The following is an 18247-nucleotide window of genomic DNA, read 5'->3' on the forward strand; positions in this document are numbered from 1 at the left end:
AAGAATGACAACAACATCTAGATATCTGTATTGCATACTGTTAATTTCTTTTCTTGGAAATTTACCATCTAGTAATGCCCAAGAAATTGAACCTAAACAAGAAATCAATGTAGATGATCTAGGTGATGTTTCAGATGAATTCCAGGAACAATTTTTTGAAGCTTTAAAACAAAAAGGAATTCAGAATTATGAAAAAGCCATCGAAGCTTTAGAAAAATGTATTGCAATAGATAATAAACCACAATATCTATATTACGAACTTGCTAAAAATCAATTAGCATTAAAGCAATATGAAGAAGCAGAAAGCAATTTTAAAAAAGTTTTAGAGCAATATCCTAAAAAAAGATATGTATTAACTGGATTATACGAAGTATACTATCAGTTGCGTAAATACGACGAAGCCATAAATGTAGTAGAACGGTTAGTGCCTTTTGATGGAATATATAGAGAGCAATTGGCAAATTTGTATTTGATTGTTCAAAAAAATGAAAAAGCCTTAAAAACGCTAGATGAATTAGAAGAAGAGTTTGGTACCGATAATTATAGAAAAAGATTAAGAAGAACAATCTTAGCTAGATCTCAAAACTCTGATGCTCAAATTACATATCTAAAAGAGAAAATTGAAGCACAACCTAATGAAGAACAACACTATCTAAACCTAATTTATGTATATAGTGGTAAAAATAAAATTACAGAGGCAAGAGAAGTTGCAGAAAACTTACTGAAGGTTAAGCCAGAATCAGAACTTGTTCATTTAGCTTTATACAAATTTTATTTGGATGAAAATAAAATAGAAAAAGCAATCGAATCTATAGAAAAAGTAATACACTCAGATATAGATATTCAATCAAAGAATAAGGTTATAGATGACTTTTTGATTTTTGTAGATAAAAACCCAACATACGAAAGGAGTTTTTTAAAAGTAGTGACTAAATATGCCAAAGAAGCAAATAGTTCAAAGATATTTACAAAACTTGGGAATTTCTATTATCAAAAAAATGAAAAAGAACTAGCATTAAACTATTACGAACGAGATATCGCTAGTCATACAGATTTTGAATCTCTAAAACGTATTATTTTACTACAAATAGATTTAGGTAGATATAAAAAAGCAAAAGACGGTATAGAATTGGGCTTAGAATTATACCCTACTCAACCTATACTATATTTAGTACATGGAGTGGCTCTTAATCAATTAAAAGATCCTGAAGCAGCTATAGAAACATTGAATCTTGGGATAGATTATATTATAGATGATACAAAGATGGAAGGAGATTTTTATAAACAAATAGGAGAAGCATATCTTCTTATAGGCGATCAGGTAAAGTCTACCAAATATTTAGAAAAAGCTAAAGCACTACAACAAAAAATATAGGGATTAATGAAGAAAATATTATATCTAATACTGGCAGTATTAGTATTACAAAGTTGTAAAGGAACCAAGGCAGTTACAGACACAGGAGTAAAAAGATTAAAAGCTCAAAAAGTAATTGCTAACCATTACAATGCAAATTTTAATTTTAATACCTTGCAAGCTAGGCTTAAAGTACGATATGATGATGGAAGAAAATCATTTAGTCCCAATGTGAGTTTGAGAATGCAAAGAGATAGTATAATTTGGGTTAGTGCAAAATTGCTAGGCATTACATTAGCCAAAGCAAAAATTACACCTAATCGAGTAAGCTATTATGCAAAAATTAATAGTACATACTTTGATGGGGATTTTAAACTATTAAGCGATTGGTTAGGAACAGAATTAGATTATAAAAAAGTTCAAAATTTATTGGTAGGACAGGCATTATATGATCTTAGAAAAGAAAAATATACGATTGATATTAAAAAAAATGCATATCAATTACAGCCTAAAAAAGAACTGGAATTATTTGAACGTTTATTTTTTGTAAATCCTTTAACCTTTAAAATTAAAGAAGAACACTTAATACAGCCTAAAGAAAATAGAAAAGTAAAAATTAGTTATGATGCTTATCAAAAGGTAGGAAATCAAGAATTTCCTAAAAAGATAACAGTTAAAGGAGAGCAAGACAAAAAGCAAACTCTTTTAGATATAGAATACAAGGCAGTAGAATTTAATGCCAAAGTTAGTTTTCCATTTAAAATTCCATCAGGATACGAAGAAGTAGTAATAGAATGAGGAGAGTACAACTAGTATTAATTTTAGGAATAGTACTGTTATGTAACAGTATACCAGCTTTTTCTCAAAACGATAAATTAAAAGAGCTGGAAGAACAGCGTCAACGATTAGGACAAGAAATCGAAGAGATTAATAAACTAAGAGTTGATAATAAAGAAAAAGAACTTTCTGTATTAGATGAAGTTCAAGGATTGAATTCTCAAATTAATATTCGGGAGAACTTTGTACGATTAACAAATCAACAAATCAATTTACTCACTAGAGATATCAATGATAATCTTAAAAAAATAGATAAGAATAGGACGCAGCTTAAAGTCTTTAAAGAAGATTATGCAAAGATGGTAGTGAAGTCCTACAAAAGTAAATCACAGCAAAGTAGGATAATGTTCTTGTTATCATCTGCAGATTTTGTGCAAGCATATAAGCGATTGCAATATATCAAGCAATATAATAAGTATAGAAAAAATCAAGCATTATTAATACAAGATGCAACAGTAGAATTGCAACAGTTAAACAAAGACTTAATACAACAAAAGAAAAATAAAGAACGATTAATAGCAGATAATAGAGAAGCTCAAAATAGGCTGGAATTAGAACGTAAACAACAAGAAGAACTAATGAAGTCTATACGTCAAAAAGAAGGCGTATATACAGCTCAAATTCGCCAAAAAGAGCAACAAGCAGATGCTATTGATAAAGCAATTGAGCGTTTAATTAAGTCAGCTATTGCTAAAGCCAACAAAAAAGCTAAAAAAGCTGGTAAGAAGGTAGCCAAAAAAGGATCAAAGAATACCTTTGCCTTGACAAAAGAGGCTAAGGATTTAGCAGATAATTTTACAGACAATAAAGGAAGGTTGCCTTGGCCAGTAGAAAGCGGTCGAATTGTTAAGAAGTTTGGAGAACAACCTCACCCGACATTACCCCATATAAAAATTAATAGTAATGGAATCCAGATAGAAACAAGAGCAGGACAAACGGTTAGAACTGTTTTTGAAGGAGAAGTAATGGCTATACATAAACCTAAAGGAGGAAGTCGCTTTGTACAGATAAGACATGGTAACTATATAACGACCTATTATAACTTACAAAATATCGTAGTAAAAGAAGGACAAAAAGTTAGTACCAAAGAGAAATTAGGAACAGTGGGAACAAGTCCAGTTACAGGACGAGCAACAGTAAAGTTTTTAATTTATAGAGATACCAAAAAACTAAATCCACAACATTGGATTTATAGAAAATAAAAGAGAAAAAGACATAAGTAAAAAGGAGTTGATAAACATTATCAACTCCTTTTTATACCATTTCTTATTTGAAAATACGGAATAGAAAAATTGAAGATTTTTGAGATTTTATAAAAAAGAAAATTGAAGCATAGCCAAAGCTACGGTGATATTTTATTTTGAAGTAAAATGCAAAAAGAACAATTTTAATACGGTAATTTCAATTGAGTAATGGTATTACTTATTCATGAACGAACAATGCTTTAAGTTCTGTAGCATCATCAGGTTTCATTTTTCCTGCTAATACTAAACTCAATTGTTTACGACGCAGTGCAGCATCATAGCGTTGTGTTTCTAATTCTGTTTCTGGTTTTATTTTTGGTACTTGTACTGGAGTTCCAGTTTCATCTACAGCAACAAAAGTATAAATGGCTTCATTAGCTTTTGTTTTAAGACCAGTTTGGCGATCTTCTGTCCAAACATCAAGGATAACTTCCATAGAAGTGTTAAAAGCTCTAGAAACCTTAGCTTCGATAGTAACAACACTTCCTAGAAGAATACTACGATTAAAAGCAACGTGATTTACTGAGGCCGTAACAGTAACTCTTCGAGCATGTCTACCTGCAGCAATACCGGCAGCTCTATCCATACGTGCTAATAACTCACCTCCAAAAAGATTATTTAAAGGGTTTGTCTCTCCAGGTAATACTAAATCTGTAAGTATAGTATGTGAATCTTTAGGATTTTTTATCTCTTCCATTCTCTTTTTGTTTTTTGCAAAGATAGTTAGGATTTGAATAGAAACATCAAGAAAATGAGCATGATACTAAGAATTAAGAAACACGCAATCTTTTAAAGAGGAAACAATAAATACGGGTATACCACAGCGATTCTTTTACAAGAACATTAAAAAAATGGCTTAAAAATAAAAGATTTTATAGTTTTTGAATTAAAATCCAAGCACGTTGATCTGTACCATCTTTTAATTCAGCAAGTGCTTGCTCTGCTTTTCTTCTAGTAGCATAACTATTGTAAATCACTTGATGAAGTCCGTATTTGTTAACACCAATAATACGAGCATTATATCCTAAAGCTTTAAGCTTTTCGATTTTTTTATTGGCATTTCTTTCAATACGATAAGCACCAGCAACAATATGATAATTAAGATTACCAACAGTAAATTCTTCAGAATCTTCCTCTGCTAATTCAAGATTTAATGTTACAGCAGGAAGAGGAGATAAAATATCAAAAGTTGCTTCTTGAATTTGTTTTTGTTGTGCTTCTTGTAATTCAAGAGAAGTAGCAAATTCTTGTTGTTGATCTTGATATTGTTTTACACTCCATAACCCAGAAATACCAATTGTAATAGCTACAGCTGCAGCAGCATATTTGATATAAGAGCGGTTATTGCTAGTTGTCTCTTCGTGTTCTGAGGTAAGAACAATAGGAGGTTTAGTATCTACAGTATCTTCTACAATAACTTCTTCTCGTTTAACAGCAGGAGAAACAAAAGAATCTAACCCAAATGCTTCAGTTAAATAATTATAACGATCAGATGGTTCAAAATGTAATGTATTTTCTTCTGCCTGAGAAAAAATACCTATTTTAGATAAAACCACATTTTGACCTTTATTTAATCGCGTATTTAGATCTTCAACAAAATGACGTATTTGAGCAACAGCTTCATTGTAAGAAATATTCTCAGAAGAAGCGATATAGTTAGCCAATAAACCATCATTTTGTTGTAATTGACGGTTGAAAGAAATTAATTTCTTAGGTGGCTGAAAAGTATGTGTAACCTCATTTATCTTAGCAGATTGGCGTTGTGTTAAAAAAGCACCAAACTCTGGAATGATTACACATTCATATCTATATAAAAGTTCGCTTATGTAGTGAGCTGTTTTCATCAGGACAAAGATAATGAAAAATGGATTCAAGTCGAAAATGCTATAAGGATTTTATCAACACTACGACTCAAAATAAAGATTTTGGCTTTGATTTATAGTGTTTTATGATAAAATGAAATGCTAAATTAGATAAAATATAAAGTTATGGAAGAAAAACTGATTGCATTATTGGCCTTAAAAAAAGTCCCTGGACTAGGAGATAACTCCATAAAAAAGATCATTAGAGCTACGGGTAGTGCCGAAGCAGTTTTTAAAGAACGTAATGAAAAATTAAAGAAAATAGACGGAATAGGTCAAGCAAAAATCAAAGAACTCAAAAAACCAAAATATAGAAAAGCTGCAGAAAATGAACTTCGGTTTATTTATGATGAGCATATTAATTATAGTTGTTATGATGAGTCAAACTATCCAGAACGACTCAAACATTGTCATGATAGTCCTGTAGTATTATTTAATAAAGGAAATATAAATCTTGAGAAGCAAAAAATAATAAGTATCGTAGGTACTAGAAAAGCCACTTCATATGGAATACAATTTTGTGAGCAATTGATAGAAGAAATAAGTGTGCTAAATCCTGTAATAGTATCTGGTTTTGCTTATGGTATAGATATAACAGCACATAAAGCAGCTATAAAAAATAACTTACAAACTATAGGATGTCTAGCTCATGGACTTAATCAAATTTATCCCAAAGCACATGCTGCCTATGTAAACGAAGTACTATCAAATGGTGGATTTTTTACAGATTTCTGGAGTACAGATGTTTTTGATCGTAAAAACTTTTTAGGACGTAATCGCATTATAGCGGGACTGAGCGAAGCTACGATTGTTATCGAAAGCGCAGAAAAAGGAGGATCTTTGGTAACAGCGCAGATGGCAAACTCATACCATAGAGAAGTATTTGCTGTGCCGGGTAGAAATACCGATAGTATGAGTAAAGGTTGTAACACCTTAATAAAAACACAGCAAGCACATTTGTTAACCAGTGTTTCAGACTTAATCTACATACTCAATTGGGATATTACCAAAGATAAAAAACCTAAACAGCAAGAACTTTTTGTCAGTTTAACCGAAAAAGAGCAAGTTGTTTATGATTTTTTAAAAACAAACGGTAAAGAATTACTAGATGTAATAGCAATTCAATGCAAAATACCAACATATAGTTTGGCTACACTACTATTAAATATGGAACTTAAGGGAGTAGTACAACCATTACCAGGTAAAATATTTGAAGCTATTTAAGAATAACGCGCTAAAAGACCTTTTGTCTTTAATTGTAATTTCTTTTTGAAAAAAGAGGTTCCGCCTAGCAATTTGCCTTTCCAGCCTAGAGCTTGACCTGCCCATCTATGTAAATCAAAATGATCTACATGCTTATAGATTTTACCATCTTTAAATTCAAAAGAAGCATCAATGATATTATGTACAAATCGACCTGTTTGACTAAAATTATATTTAGGTTCCCAATGAGCAGAGCCTTTGTACTCATCAGCTTCAACTTGTGAAAATTCTAAAGAGAAATTACTTGCATTATTACAAAGCATACGCCACATTTTACATGCTTGATCATAATCTAGTTTTCCAAAACCAGGATCTTCAAAAGTCATGTCTTTATGATAACATGAGATCATTTTTTCGGCGTCGAGTTCTTGAAATGCAGTATAAAATGTGGTGATAAGATCTTTCATGATATATAGAAGTTAATCTAGTTTTTCAGCTAATTTTTTGAAAATCTTTTTTGGATTTTTGTTTTCATATAATACGGCATAAACGGCATTGATGATAGGTGTTCTGGCTCCATTAACTTCATTTAATTGAAAAGCACTTTTTGTTGCATAATATCCTTCTGCAACCATATTCATTTCCATTTGAGCACTTTTTACAGTATACCCTTTACCTATCATATTACCAAACATGCGGTTTCTAGAAAAAACAGAATAACCAGTTACTAATAAATCTCCTAGATAAGCAGAATTATTAATATTACGTTTCATCTTGTGTACTTTTTTGATAAAACGCTTCATTTCTCTAATAGCGTTACTCATCAATACACTCTGGAAGTTATCACCATAACCAAGTCCATGAGCAATACCAGCAGCAATAGAATAAATGTTTTTAAGCATTGCAGCATACTCAGTACCAATAATGTCATCACTAATTTTGCAACTGATGTATTCACTAGAAAGATTATCTGCTAGTGTTTTTGCTTTTTCATGATCTCTACATGCAATTGTAAGATAAGATAAACGCTCTAGCGCAACTTCTTCTGCATGACAAGGTCCTGTGATAACACCAATATTCTCAAAAGGGATATTGTATTCTTGATTAAAATGTTCACCTACAATTAAACTTGTTTCAGGTACAATACCTTTAATAGCAGAAAAAATGATTTTATCGTCTAATGAAACGGTTAATTTTTGTAATTCTGTATATAAGAAAGCCGAGGGGATAGCAAAAATGATATAATCTGCATAAGCTACGATTTCATTAATATCGTCACTTAGCTTTAATTGGTTAGTATCGAACTCTACAGAACTTAAATAATTGGGGTTGTGTTCTTGTCTTTTAATGTGCTCAATAGCATAAACACTACGCATATACCAACCAATCTCATCAAGGTTTTCGCTTAGCATTTTTACAATGGCAGTAGCCCAACTACCACCTCCTATTACAGCATATTTTAGATTTTCTTTCATCTAAATTAAAGTTTTATAATCGATTTGCCTGATTACAGGTCATTTTGATTTTGTGATTAACATGTAATAAAAATATCATCCTAAAAAAGGAGCCAATTTTAAATAGGGGTAATGTTTAAAATCACCATGTAAATACAACTTGTAGACTGAAATAAAATTAACAATCTAGGGGTAAAAACACGGCTTCAAAAGTAAAGAAAATATGAATTAATGTAAATATAATGAAAATCAATGATTTATGTTTTTGGCATGCGTTTTGAATAGCTATAAAATGTGAATGATTAAATAAAAAGATTATGAAACAGCTTAAATTACTTTCTGCCTTTTTGATATTGATTACATTGTTTAGTTCATGTGTAGTAAATGATGAAGAAATAATAATTGAACCATCAATTACGTTAGAAGAACTGTTGGAAGGATATGAAATTTGGTATGTTGATATCGAAAAAACACGTGGAACAGGAGAAATCCCTTTTTTACAAAAAGCATTCACGGTTTCTTTTAGAAACGGAACTTTTTATGCTAACAATAATTTAGTAGGAATAGGTAATAATGGAAATGGTTTTGGATTAGACGTCGGCTTTTATGGAGTTGGAATAGAAACGTTACAAATTGATCATGATATTGATGGTATATATGATTTTATAGTGACACAACGTTTTGATAATGAAATCGAATTGTATGACTCTAGTACAAATACAAGTTATTTCTTGATAGGTTATCAACGTAGTACATTTGATTATGATCAAGTATTTTATGATAATATTCATTATTTCTTACAAGAATATGAAGTTTGGGAAAAAAGTTATACAAGCATAGAAGGAGTGGTAAATGAATTTGATGAAGAGAACTTCTTACAATTCTTACCTTTTGGTAGTGGAGATAATTTTAGAAGTTCAAGAGATAATGTTGGCACGAATATTGGTTCTTTATTTTTTGACTACAGAGGTCATTATGAGGTGAATAACATTGTAGGAACAAATACATTGAAAAATTTAACATTGGATTATGACTATCTGAGCAATGAAAACTTTGAATTGAGCGTTATTAACGACAATAGGATAAGATTGTATCATCCTTCGTCCAATACAACATATGAATTTAGAGGGTTAGGATTGATGAGGTTTAAAAATGCTCAAAGTAAAGAAGCAAAACAAAACGAAAGAAAAAGATTGAAATTAGAAACTTTTAAAAAGTTAAAGAAATAAAGAGTTTTTTGGTTGGTTATTTAGTTAGAAGTCGCTCTGCAAGAGAAATCTTGTTAGAGCGATTTCTTTTTTAGGAAAAACGTATTTTTATAGCAGTTTTTATTTCTTTAGGAATAGAAAACAATTTTAACGAAACAAAAATATGGGAATAAGAAAACCTTTTAATCTTAATCAATGGATTGAAGAAAATAGGACTATACTAAAACCACCAGTAGGAAATAAAAACCTGTATAAAGAGGCAGGGGATTATATAGTAATGATTGTAGCAGGACCTAATGCTCGTAAAGATTATCATTATAACGAAACAGAAGAACTGTTTTACCAATTAGAAGGAGAAATAGAAGTACATATTCAAGATGACGGAGAGAAAAAAACAATGAAATTAGGGCCAGGCGATATGTATTTACATCCAGCCAAAGTACCACACTCACCAGTAAGACATAAAGATTCTATAGGATTGGTAATCGAAAGAAAGAGAGATAACTTAGAAGGAGAAGATGGATTGTTATGGTTTTGTGATCATTGCAATAATAAATTACATGAGGTGTATTTTAAATTAGAGAATATTGAAAAAGATTTTTTAAAACATTTCAAAGATTTTTATCAAAATAAAACATTGCGAACGTGTAATCAGTGTGGAGAAGAAATGCCAGTTGATTCAAGATTTATAGCAGAAGAATAAAAAGAGCTAAATAATATAAAATCAAAATGAGTATATTTTGTTATTTTTTAAATCAAATTGGTTTTTTAATCATTGAAAAATAAAATAAAAACATAAAATGTAATTGAAAAAAGCTCAAAACATATAAACAATACCAAAAGACATTATCTTTACACTTTCAAAAATAAAAAAATAGGATGGCAGCAATAGCGACAGATTTCGGGATTCAAGAAGCTTTACAACAATTAGGTGTATCAGCAACGAATCAAGGTACATCAACAGGTTTAGATTGGTTCTCATCAGGAGAAGAAATAGCATCATATTCGCCAGTTGATGGTGAACTTATTGGTAAGGTAACTACAACGACAAAAGAAGATTACGAAAAAGTAATAGAAACAGCTCAAGCTGCTTTTAAAACTTGGAGAGTAATGCCAGCACCACAACGTGGTGAAATCGTAAGACAATTTGGTGAAGAGTTACGTAGATTAAAAGAACCATTAGGGAAATTAGTTTCTTACGAAATGGGGAAATCTTACCAAGAAGGATTAGGTGAGGTTCAAGAAATGATTGATATCTGTGATTTTGCTGTAGGATTATCAAGACAGCTTCATGGATTAACAATGCACTCAGAACGTCCAGGACACAGAATGTATGAGCAATACCACCCAATGGGAGTAGTAGGAATTATTTCTGCATTTAATTTTCCTGTAGCAGTGTGGTCTTGGAATACAGCATTAGCATGGATTTGTGGTGATGTATGTGTATGGAAACCAAGTGAAAAAACACCTTTATGTGGTGTGGCTTGCCAAAATATAATAGCAAAAGTTCTAAAAGATAATAATTTACCAGAAGGAATTTCTTGTTTAATTAATGGTGATTATAAAGTAGGTGAAATGATGACTACAGATAAAAGAGTACCATTAATTTCTGCTACAGGATCAACAAGAATGGGTAAAATTGTTGCAGCTACTGTTGGAGAGCGTTTAGGTAAATCATTATTAGAATTAGGAGGAAACAATGCAATTATTGTAACTCCTGATGCAGATATTAAAATGACAGTTATTGGTGCTGTATTTGGAGCAGTTGGTACAGCAGGACAACGTTGTACATCAACACGTCGTTTAATTATTCACGATTCTATCTATGATAAAGTAAAGAATGCTGTGGTAGATGCCTATGGTCAATTACGTATAGGTAACCCATTAGACGAAAACAATCATGTAGGACCGCTAATTGATACAGATGCAGTAAAAGGATATCAAAATGCATTAGAACAAGTTGTTGCACAAGGAGGTAAAATTGTAGTAGAAGGTGGAGTACTTTCTGGAGAAGGATACGAAAGCGGATGCTATGTTAAGCCTGCAATTGCTGAAGCAGAGAATGGATTCCAAATCGTACAACACGAAACTTTTGCACCAGTATTATATTTATTAAAATACTCTGGTGAAGTAGAAAATGCAATTGATTTGCAAAATGGTGTTGCTCAAGGATTGTCTTCTGCAATCATGACAAACAATTTACGTGAAGCAGAGCGTTTCTTGTCTCATGCAGGATCTGATTGTGGAATTGCTAATGTTAATATCGGAACATCAGGAGCTGAGATCGGTGGAGCCTTTGGAGGTGAAAAAGAAACTGGTGGAGGACGTGAGTCTGGATCAGATGCATGGAAAGTTTATATGCGCCGTCAAACAAATACAATTAACTATACTACTGAGTTGCCATTGGCACAAGGAATCAAATTTGATTTATAGTAGAAAAGACAATATAAATAAGAAAGGCTCGATATATATCGAGCCTTTTTACATATGAAAAGTAAGTATTATTTTTTAATAAACTTACGAGTAATTGTTTGATCTCCAGATACAATTCTTACAAAATATGTTCCTGAAGCTAACGAAGAAATATCTACTTGATTACCATTAGTTTTTGAAGTTTCTTCTTGAACTAAAATACCATACATAGAGAATATTTTAAGTTGACTGATATCTCCATTAAGGTTCGTGATATTTAAAGTGTTTTTAGCTGGATTAGGATATATAGCAAAACTGTTAGTGTCGTTTAACGGATAAGTATTTAACCTTAGTGAAGCGCTATTAGAAATACAGAAATCAGTTGCTTCAGAATTTCCAAAATCACCTCCACTTACGATGGTACCTCCATTACTAGATAAAGTATAAGAACCATTACCGTAAGAACAGCAAATACCATCACCAAAAGAATCCGAAATGGTAAATGTATAATCTCCACCGGCAAGATTACTGATTGTTTCAGTTATAGTAGAACCATCTGGATTTGCAGTTGAATAACTTTCTGAAGCCACAACTGTACCAGAACTATCAGTCACATTCCATGAAGTTTCTTGAGGATAATTATCAAATGTGATAGTTAATGTTAAATCACCACTTTCACATGGATCAGGAGTACTACTAGAAGTTACACTAAGATCATCGATTGCGATATCTGCTCTCCAAGTTCCTCCTGTTAATCTATTGAAACGTAATTGAACTCCTGCTCCTACATAAGAAGCTAGGTTTATATTGGCTGTTTGCCAAGAATCTCCTTGATTTCCAGTTTCACTCCAGATAGTTGTCCAAGTTGTACCATCATCACTACTAGCTTCTAATGCAATAGATCCCATATCTGTAGCTCCAAACATATGATATTTAAAAGAAACATTAGCTTGTGTAGCACCAGATAAATCTATACAAGGAGAAGTGATAATTGCTCTTTTATTAGGATAACCAGTTCCGTTTCCAGAAGCTTCAACATAAATATAATAGGAACCTTCGATAGCACTAGAGGGTCCAGTATTATTTGAAGGAGTACCATTAGCATCAACAGACCAGTTGAGGTCGTCATCAGTATTTTGTGTCCATGCACCTATAGTGTTTTCAAAACCTTCACTATAAGGTAAGTTTACACCACTAGCACAACCACTTACATCTGTAGTTGTTACGCTTACACTATTACTCGCAGGAGATTGATTACCTGCAGCATCTTTTGCAATTACAGTAAAAGAGTAAGTAGTAAGAGGAGTTAATCCTGTTACGGTATAAGAAGTTGTAGATGAAGATCCTATAACATTACCATTTTGATAAATATCATAAGCCGTTACCCCTACATTATCGGTTGCAGCATTCCATGATAAAGTAGTCGTACTACCTGTAGTATTAGAAGCTGTTAAATTAGTTGGAGCAGTTGGTGCTTCGTTGTCTGGCTCTGGAGCTTCAAGCTGAAAAGCAACTACATGACTTTTTCTTACGTTTGTTGGTCCTTTCATATACTCTGCTATATGCCAGAACGTTCTATCATCTGTAGGATCAATAGTCATTTGAGCATAATCACCATAACGACCATCGCCTCTGTTATTTTGACTATCTCCATCAACTATTACTTGTTCAGCTACAGTCATTGTATTTAAAGCATCACTAGCCAAACGACCTGTATAACGTAAAGAAGTATATACAGTGCTACTCACAATAGTATATGCTAAACCTATATTTCCTTGTGAATCCATATTGATTCCTCCACAAAAAGCACTATGTCCATCAGGTTGTGTATAAGTTCCTTCTTGATGAATGGTCCATGGAGCTCCATCACCAGTTTGTCTTAATTCATACCAGCGAATACCTGCTCGAGTATCATTACCACTTACATCTACAACAAAATTCATTACTGCAGAATTGTGCGTAGCAAAGCGTCTATAGCTAGTCATGTACATCATAGTAGCTTGTAGCGCATCTATATCGGGACCATTACCTGGTTCGTCAAGATTTTGAAAAGATCCTCCATCAAATACACTATCAAAAGGAGCTGTATTTAATATTTGAGGAGAAGAAATTGTAGAATTAGAAGTGTTGTTCCAATCAACATCTATTGTCCAGATTTTTAAATGATCGGTATTAACCCCAGACCAAGAATCATCTTGTAAGTAAACAATTGGATGTCCTGTTCCTGCTGGTGGTAGTGTTGATCCAGTAGCATTAAACCCTCCAGGACTATAAAAACCATTAGTTTCAGCATTAGGTAATGGGAAACCAACCATTTGAACATTGTTATCACCTACGAGCATTTTATCACGTTCTACAGCAAAAACAACATCATTAGAATCTGGTGCATTTTGATCTTTATTAGCAGTGATATAATAACCATCGTGCCAGATAGATAATTTTTCGTAGTCAGGAAAAGATCCTGTATTAAAGCGATAGGTATACCAACCATCATTTACAGGGTCAGGACCTTGTCCTACAGCAATTAAAAAGCCATTAGGTGTATTACTAAACTGCATAATAATAAAGCGATTAGCAAAATTATCATATACAACAACAGGATCTCCTAAGGTTTCACCTGGAAAAAGTGTTGCTAAAGAAGCCTCTGGAAGTAATACATTTCCGTTGCGATCAAGAATACCAAAACCAGAGTTGAATGCATAAACATAATGATTAGGACCTATAGCTCCAGTAGCATCATTAAGTACAGTTCCTGCATGAGCTCCAAATGAAGCGATGGGAGTATTGGCTTGACGAGTAGCTGCACTTTTTTGTGCAATTACTAATGGATCTCCATTTTTTGGTAATCCCTTACCTGGAACTACAGTATTTGTACCTCTTCTTTTAGGAGGAGCTACATGTTCGAAACCTTTGGCTGCAATAATATTGTCCATAGAAGACAGTGGGGGAATAACTCTCATATAAGCAGCTTTGCTTTGAGAGGAAGCTTTCATCGGGTTGTCTTGAGCTTGGGTCGAATAAAGACACAAGATTGACAACACCAGGGTGTAAAAAAGATTAGTTTTCATGATTTGTGTGATTAAATTATTGTTACCCATAAAGTTACGCCAAAGACGTAAATTATCTCTGTGTATAAACCATAAAAAACATATGGTTTTAGTTGATTGTCAGTGTGTTGTGTTTTTTGAGGATGCAATGTAAATAAAGAAATCCCTCAAGAATAATTACTCTTGAGGGATTAGAAATAAGATAGTTTATATACTAATTATTTTTTGAAGCGATATATCCAATAATTCCTAAAAGAATAAGAATAAAGAGGATGAAAAAGAAAATTTTCCAGAAGGAATATGGGCGTTTACCAGAGATAGCACCAGTTTGTCCATTAATAAAGAAATTATATTTTTTACCACTATATTGATAAGAACTTATATAAACAGGTAATAAAATATGTTTAAAAGTTTCTTCATTTAATGTCATTTTGATTTTGTGAACACGTTGTGTATCACCTCCAATATCATGTCTAGCCCATGATCGAGCTATATTCTCTGCTTCTTTGGTAGATTCTAAATGGCCTTCTTTTAGAGGAATAGTATATTTTTCTGTTACAAAACCAGCTAGAAAACTACTGTTAAACGGTTGTAAAGAGTCTAAGTTCCAGTTTGCTATTTTTGAAGGAACAGGATTTCTACGTTGATTAGAGGCTTTGATCAATGTATCATCAACAAACCCACTTACATCACCACTAGCTGGAGTCCATCTAGTTCGTTGCTCTTGACGAGTACGAGTAACAGTTTTTCCGTTTTCTGTGGTAGTATAAGGTACAGTAACATAATAGTAATCACCGCGTTCTCCTCTATATTGCGCATAAAGTTGTGCATCAAATGTCCAATAGGGTAAATATAAACCTTTGGTATATTGAGGGTCAAGAGCTGCTTTTTTTAGATTATTAGGAGCAAACCAAAGACCTTTAACCCATTTAGAAAAAATTTGATGTGATTTTCGTTGATCAAATTGAAAAGGTAAAACAGCACCGGGTAATATCCAATCCTCTTTTTTTGCATCCTCGATGATTAGAGGCATAGTACAATAAACACAATGAAGAGATTTATAAGTTTCTTCGATATGTTGATTGGCACCACAATTTTTACATTGTAGCATTAATATTTCTTCAGAATGAGATTGAGAACCAAACTCGTCCAAATAAGGCTTTAGGTCTAATTCTTGAAATTCTTGCCCCTTTTGATCAATAACTTCTTCATGACTGCAATAATCACATTTAATTTGTGTTGACCCTGGTTTATAAGTGAGTTCTGCACCACAATTTATACAAGATTTTTTTTGTTCTGCAGTCCCTTTTTTTTGTTCTTCCATGATATAATTAGAAACACTCTAGAGTAGTCTTGTCTAGAGTGTCTATAAAAAATAATATAATTAATAGTTATAAGCTTGGTAGCGGTGGCGGCGTATTTCCTCCTAAGAATGCTTTTAATTCTTCTACGTCTTTAAGCGGACTCCAGTTTGGCATACCTTGTTTCCAAACTAAAGACTCTTTATTAATTGTACGATTTGCAAATAGCATCTTTAATTGATCAAAAGAAACTGGACCAGCTTGTTGTCCGTTTAATGCATAAAAATATTGCACTTGAGCAGGCATTGGAGGTGGTGTGTTTGGTGCAGCTGGTTGTTGATAATTGTTTTGTTGTGTAGTTTGTTGTTGCCCTTGCATAGGATTTATCATACCACCCATCTGTTGTGCAAGTACAAACCCCATACCCATGCCCATACCAGCACCAGCAGTTCCTCCTTCATTAGCAGCAGCGACTTCAATAGCTTTTGCAGCTTTAAATTTGGTTAGTTTATCTAAGTCTAATTTATCTAAACGGCTATATTCAAAAATCTCTTTCTTTAACTCTTCTGGCATAGAAACATTCTCTATGTAGAATTTTTCAAGAGATATTCCTACCGAATTAAACTCAGGTTGCATAACCTCTAAACAAGTCTCTGATAATTCACTTGTATTAGCAGCATATAATTCTATAGGTAAATTAGCTTCTCCTATCGTATCAGTAAAACGCGTAGCTATTAAACTTTTTAAATGTTCGTTAATTTCATAATTAGTAAAATTGGCATTTGTACCAACAATATCGATTATAAATTTTCCAGCATCATTTATTTTAAAAGCATAGGTACCAAATGCTCTAATTTCTACAAATCCAAAACGATCATCACTTAGTGTAATTGGATTTTTAGTGCCCCATTTTTCATCAGTAAATAAACGTGTATTTACAAAATATACTTCTGCTTTAAATGGGCTATTAAAACCATATTTCCATCCTTTAATTGTAGAAAGAATGGGTAGGTTTTGAGTATTTAATGTATAAGTACCAGGAGTAAAAACATCGGCTAATCGACCTTCGCTTATAAATACAGCAGTTTGTCCTTCTCTTACAATAAGTTGAGCTCCGTTTTTAATTTCGTTTTGATAACGTTCAAAACGATGAACGATAGTGTCTTTTGTGTTATCTAACCACTCTACGATATCAATAAATTCGTGACTGAGCTTTTTCTTTATTTCGTCAAAAATCCCCATTGGTAGTTTGTTTTTATTGTTTTTCTAAAGCTACGAAAAAAATTAAAGAGATTTTGAGTATAGGTTTTTGCAAAAAAGTAAATGATGAAGTTATGTTTTTTTCTAAAATATTATTTTTTAAATAATTTAAAATGTATGTACATGCATTATTTTATATTGTTTAAATTCTTGTTTAATAGGTGGTTTTGTTTTTAATTGTTTTGATAAATGGTTTTTATTGAAAACATAAATGCATGTACATACATTGTTTTGATATAAAAAAATTATAATTTGTTTTTTGAAGTATTCATGATTTTGATTAATCGATCAACTTGTTTTTCTCCTAAAAGTTCTTTGTATTGAACATTTAATTTTCTCCAACAAGCAAAGATTTTTCCCATTTCATCGTCAAGTTTTTCTGCTTTTATCAATAAACTATTCCTACCTTCATGTTTTCGAGTAATATACCCTCTCAATACCATTTTATCAGCAAGTCTTGTGACTGTAGAAGGTTGTAAACCTATTTTTTTTGCTGCATCTGTAGTAGATATTTCTTTAAATTGATAAATAACCATAAGTAAATATGCATAAGAAGGAGTAAGCCCTAAAGAAGCAAAACTCTCTTCTGCAAGTACAGCAATTTCACGATGTAAACTATGAGTAGTATAATATAAACACTCTTTAAAAGCAGCTTCAAAATCCATAATAGCAAAAATATAAATATAGTCTTATAAAGCTATAAACTACAAAAAAATAAGAGGAGTATTTAAAGAGAAAATATGAAGTGATTTCTCTAAAAATGCAAGAGAGGAGCAAAGGAATAGACAAGTGATATTTTGTGAATCCCTGTAAAAGAGTTAATTAGATTTAATAAAAATTAACTAGTATGTTTTGATATAAAAAATAAATATATACTTTTGCAACGCATTTGTCACCAAAGACGATGTATTAAAAATAAAAAATAGATGTTCAAAATAACTTTACATATCGAAAATCCTGGAGCACAAAATAGGCTCATGGTTCTTTGTAAAAGTTAGTGAACACTAACAATAAACTTCTGAACCCTGAGCATCAAACTCAGGGTTTTTTATTTCCGAGAAATTA

Annotated in this window: 15 protein-coding genes; 7 read left to right on the top strand and 8 right to left on the bottom strand. The window is 32.1% G+C overall.

Translation table 11 applies throughout. The annotated features are described in order from the left end of the window. The first annotated feature begins 4 nt into the window (after positions 1 to 4). Genes ACYEKI_RS06180 through ACYEKI_RS06190 form a run of 3 tightly spaced genes read left to right on the top strand, consistent with a single transcriptional unit; the run spans position 5 to position 3393 of the window. Positions 5 to 1375, top strand: coding sequence for a tetratricopeptide repeat protein (locus tag ACYEKI_RS06180; RefSeq protein ID WP_459210299.1), 1371 nt, complete (start codon positions 5 to 7; stop codon positions 1373 to 1375). Between the two features lie 6 nt (positions 1376 to 1381). Further along, entirely contained in the window at positions 1382 to 2152 is a 771-nt protein-coding gene (locus tag ACYEKI_RS06185) for a DUF4292 domain-containing protein (protein WP_459210300.1), read from the top strand. Further along, the gene (locus tag ACYEKI_RS06190) at positions 2149 to 3393 is read left to right on the top strand and encodes a murein hydrolase activator EnvC family protein (RefSeq protein WP_459210301.1); all 1245 of its coding nucleotides are present in this window, start codon (positions 2149 to 2151) and stop codon (positions 3391 to 3393) included. The genes ACYEKI_RS06185 and ACYEKI_RS06190 overlap by 4 nt, the downstream gene beginning before the upstream one ends. 220 nt (positions 3394 to 3613) lie before the next feature. On the opposite strand, the gene ACYEKI_RS06195 is transcribed toward ACYEKI_RS06190, so the two are convergent. Together ACYEKI_RS06195 and ACYEKI_RS06200 are read right to left on the bottom strand one after the other, a co-directional pair. Continuing rightward, the gene (locus tag ACYEKI_RS06195; RefSeq protein ID WP_459210302.1) at positions 3614 to 4132 is read right to left on the bottom strand and encodes an acyl-CoA thioesterase; all 519 of its coding nucleotides are present in this window, start codon (positions 4130 to 4132) and stop codon (positions 3614 to 3616) included. Positions 4133 to 4307: 175 nt separating this feature from the next. Further along, positions 4308 to 5279, bottom strand: a complete 972-nt coding sequence (locus tag ACYEKI_RS06200; protein ID WP_459210303.1) for an HU domain-containing protein — start codon at positions 5277 to 5279, stop codon at positions 4308 to 4310. Between the two features lie 144 nt (positions 5280 to 5423). Between ACYEKI_RS06200 and dprA the strand changes: the two genes are divergently transcribed. Beyond that, positions 5424 to 6521 (top strand): DNA-processing protein DprA, encoded by a 1098-nt coding sequence (gene dprA / locus ACYEKI_RS06205; protein ID WP_459210304.1) that lies wholly within the window; start codon positions 5424 to 5426, stop codon positions 6519 to 6521. On the opposite strand, the gene ACYEKI_RS06210 is transcribed toward dprA, so the two are convergent. Both ACYEKI_RS06210 and ACYEKI_RS06215 read right to left on the bottom strand, forming a co-directional pair. Next, the gene (locus ACYEKI_RS06210; RefSeq protein ID WP_459210305.1) at positions 6518 to 6967 is read right to left on the bottom strand and encodes a nuclear transport factor 2 family protein; all 450 of its coding nucleotides are present in this window, start codon (positions 6965 to 6967) and stop codon (positions 6518 to 6520) included. The two genes, dprA and ACYEKI_RS06210, sit on opposite strands and share 4 nt — an antisense overlap. A 12-nt stretch (positions 6968 to 6979) precedes the next feature. Next, the gene (locus tag ACYEKI_RS06215) at positions 6980 to 7975 is read right to left on the bottom strand and encodes an NAD(P)H-dependent glycerol-3-phosphate dehydrogenase (protein WP_459210306.1); all 996 of its coding nucleotides are present in this window, start codon (positions 7973 to 7975) and stop codon (positions 6980 to 6982) included. Positions 7976 to 8271: 296 nt separating this feature from the next. Here ACYEKI_RS06215 and ACYEKI_RS06220 point away from each other — a divergent pair, with 296 nt between their 5' ends. The 3 genes from ACYEKI_RS06220 (at position 8272) to amaB (ending at position 11595) form a co-directional block, all read left to right on the top strand. Continuing rightward, positions 8272 to 9183 carry a nicotinic acid mononucleotide adenyltransferase gene (locus ACYEKI_RS06220; protein WP_459210307.1) on the top strand — a complete coding sequence of 304 codons (912 nt, stop codon included), beginning with the start codon at positions 8272 to 8274 and terminating at the stop codon, positions 9181 to 9183. Positions 9184 to 9325: 142 nt separating this feature from the next. Beyond that, a complete protein-coding gene (locus ACYEKI_RS06225) occupies positions 9326 to 9865 on the top strand; it encodes a 3-hydroxyanthranilate 3,4-dioxygenase (protein WP_459210308.1) in 540 nt (179 codons plus the stop codon). Between the two features lie 176 nt (positions 9866 to 10041). After that, on the top strand, positions 10042 to 11595 hold the full coding sequence (gene amaB / locus ACYEKI_RS06230; protein WP_459210309.1) for an L-piperidine-6-carboxylate dehydrogenase: 1554 nt from the start codon (positions 10042 to 10044) through the stop codon (positions 11593 to 11595). A 68-nt stretch (positions 11596 to 11663) separates the two neighbouring features. Here the strand turns inward: amaB and ACYEKI_RS06235 are convergent, their stop codons facing one another. The 4 genes from ACYEKI_RS06235 to ACYEKI_RS06250 all read right to left on the bottom strand — a co-directional run bounded on the left by ACYEKI_RS06235 (position 11664) and on the right by ACYEKI_RS06250 (position 17847). Next, a complete protein-coding gene (locus tag ACYEKI_RS06235) occupies positions 11664 to 14534 on the bottom strand; it encodes a T9SS type A sorting domain-containing protein (RefSeq protein ID WP_459210310.1) in 2871 nt (956 codons plus the stop codon). Positions 14535 to 14835: 301 nt separating this feature from the next. After that, complete coding sequence (locus tag ACYEKI_RS06240; RefSeq protein ID WP_459210311.1) at positions 14836 to 15945, bottom strand: TFIIB-type zinc ribbon-containing protein; 1110 nt, start codon at positions 15943 to 15945, stop codon at positions 14836 to 14838. Positions 15946 to 16012: 67 nt separating this feature from the next. Continuing rightward, entirely contained in the window at positions 16013 to 17164 is a 1152-nt protein-coding gene (locus ACYEKI_RS06245; RefSeq protein WP_459210312.1) for an SPFH domain-containing protein, read from the bottom strand. A 263-nt stretch (positions 17165 to 17427) separates the two neighbouring features. After that, positions 17428 to 17847 (bottom strand): MarR family winged helix-turn-helix transcriptional regulator, encoded by a 420-nt coding sequence (locus tag ACYEKI_RS06250; RefSeq protein WP_459210313.1) that lies wholly within the window; start codon positions 17845 to 17847, stop codon positions 17428 to 17430. Positions 17848 to 18247: the final 400 nt, after the last annotated feature.

The organism is Aquimarina rhabdastrellae (genome assembly GCA_947387485.1).
Lineage (GTDB): Bacteria > Bacteroidota > Bacteroidia > Flavobacteriales > Flavobacteriaceae > Aquimarina.

Coding starts and splice junctions, on each gene's coding strand:
- ACYEKI_RS06180 (WP_459210299.1), top strand. CDS start 5: ATGACAACAACATCTAGATATCTGTATTGCATACTGTTAATTTCTTTT.
- ACYEKI_RS06185 (WP_459210300.1), top strand. CDS start 1,382: ATGAAGAAAATATTATATCTAATACTGGCAGTATTAGTATTACAAAGT.
- ACYEKI_RS06190 (WP_459210301.1), top strand. CDS start 2,149: ATGAGGAGAGTACAACTAGTATTAATTTTAGGAATAGTACTGTTATGT.
- ACYEKI_RS06195 (WP_459210302.1), bottom strand. CDS start 4,132: ATGGAAGAGATAAAAAATCCTAAAGATTCACATACTATACTTACAGAT.
- ACYEKI_RS06200 (WP_459210303.1), bottom strand. CDS start 5,279: ATGAAAACAGCTCACTACATAAGCGAACTTTTATATAGATATGAATGT.
- dprA (WP_459210304.1), top strand. CDS start 5,424: ATGGAAGAAAAACTGATTGCATTATTGGCCTTAAAAAAAGTCCCTGGA.
- ACYEKI_RS06210 (WP_459210305.1), bottom strand. CDS start 6,967: ATGAAAGATCTTATCACCACATTTTATACTGCATTTCAAGAACTCGAC.
- ACYEKI_RS06215 (WP_459210306.1), bottom strand. CDS start 7,975: ATGAAAGAAAATCTAAAATATGCTGTAATAGGAGGTGGTAGTTGGGCT.
- ACYEKI_RS06220 (WP_459210307.1), top strand. CDS start 8,272: ATGAAACAGCTTAAATTACTTTCTGCCTTTTTGATATTGATTACATTG.
- ACYEKI_RS06225 (WP_459210308.1), top strand. CDS start 9,326: ATGGGAATAAGAAAACCTTTTAATCTTAATCAATGGATTGAAGAAAAT.
- amaB (WP_459210309.1), top strand. CDS start 10,042: ATGGCAGCAATAGCGACAGATTTCGGGATTCAAGAAGCTTTACAACAA.
- ACYEKI_RS06235 (WP_459210310.1), bottom strand. CDS start 14,534: ATGAGAGTTATTCCCCCACTGTCTTCTATGGACAATATTATTGCAGCC.
- ACYEKI_RS06240 (WP_459210311.1), bottom strand. CDS start 15,945: ATGGAAGAACAAAAAAAAGGGACTGCAGAACAAAAAAAATCTTGTATA.
- ACYEKI_RS06245 (WP_459210312.1), bottom strand. CDS start 17,164: ATGGGGATTTTTGACGAAATAAAGAAAAAGCTCAGTCACGAATTTATT.
- ACYEKI_RS06250 (WP_459210313.1), bottom strand. CDS start 17,847: ATGGATTTTGAAGCTGCTTTTAAAGAGTGTTTATATTATACTACTCAT.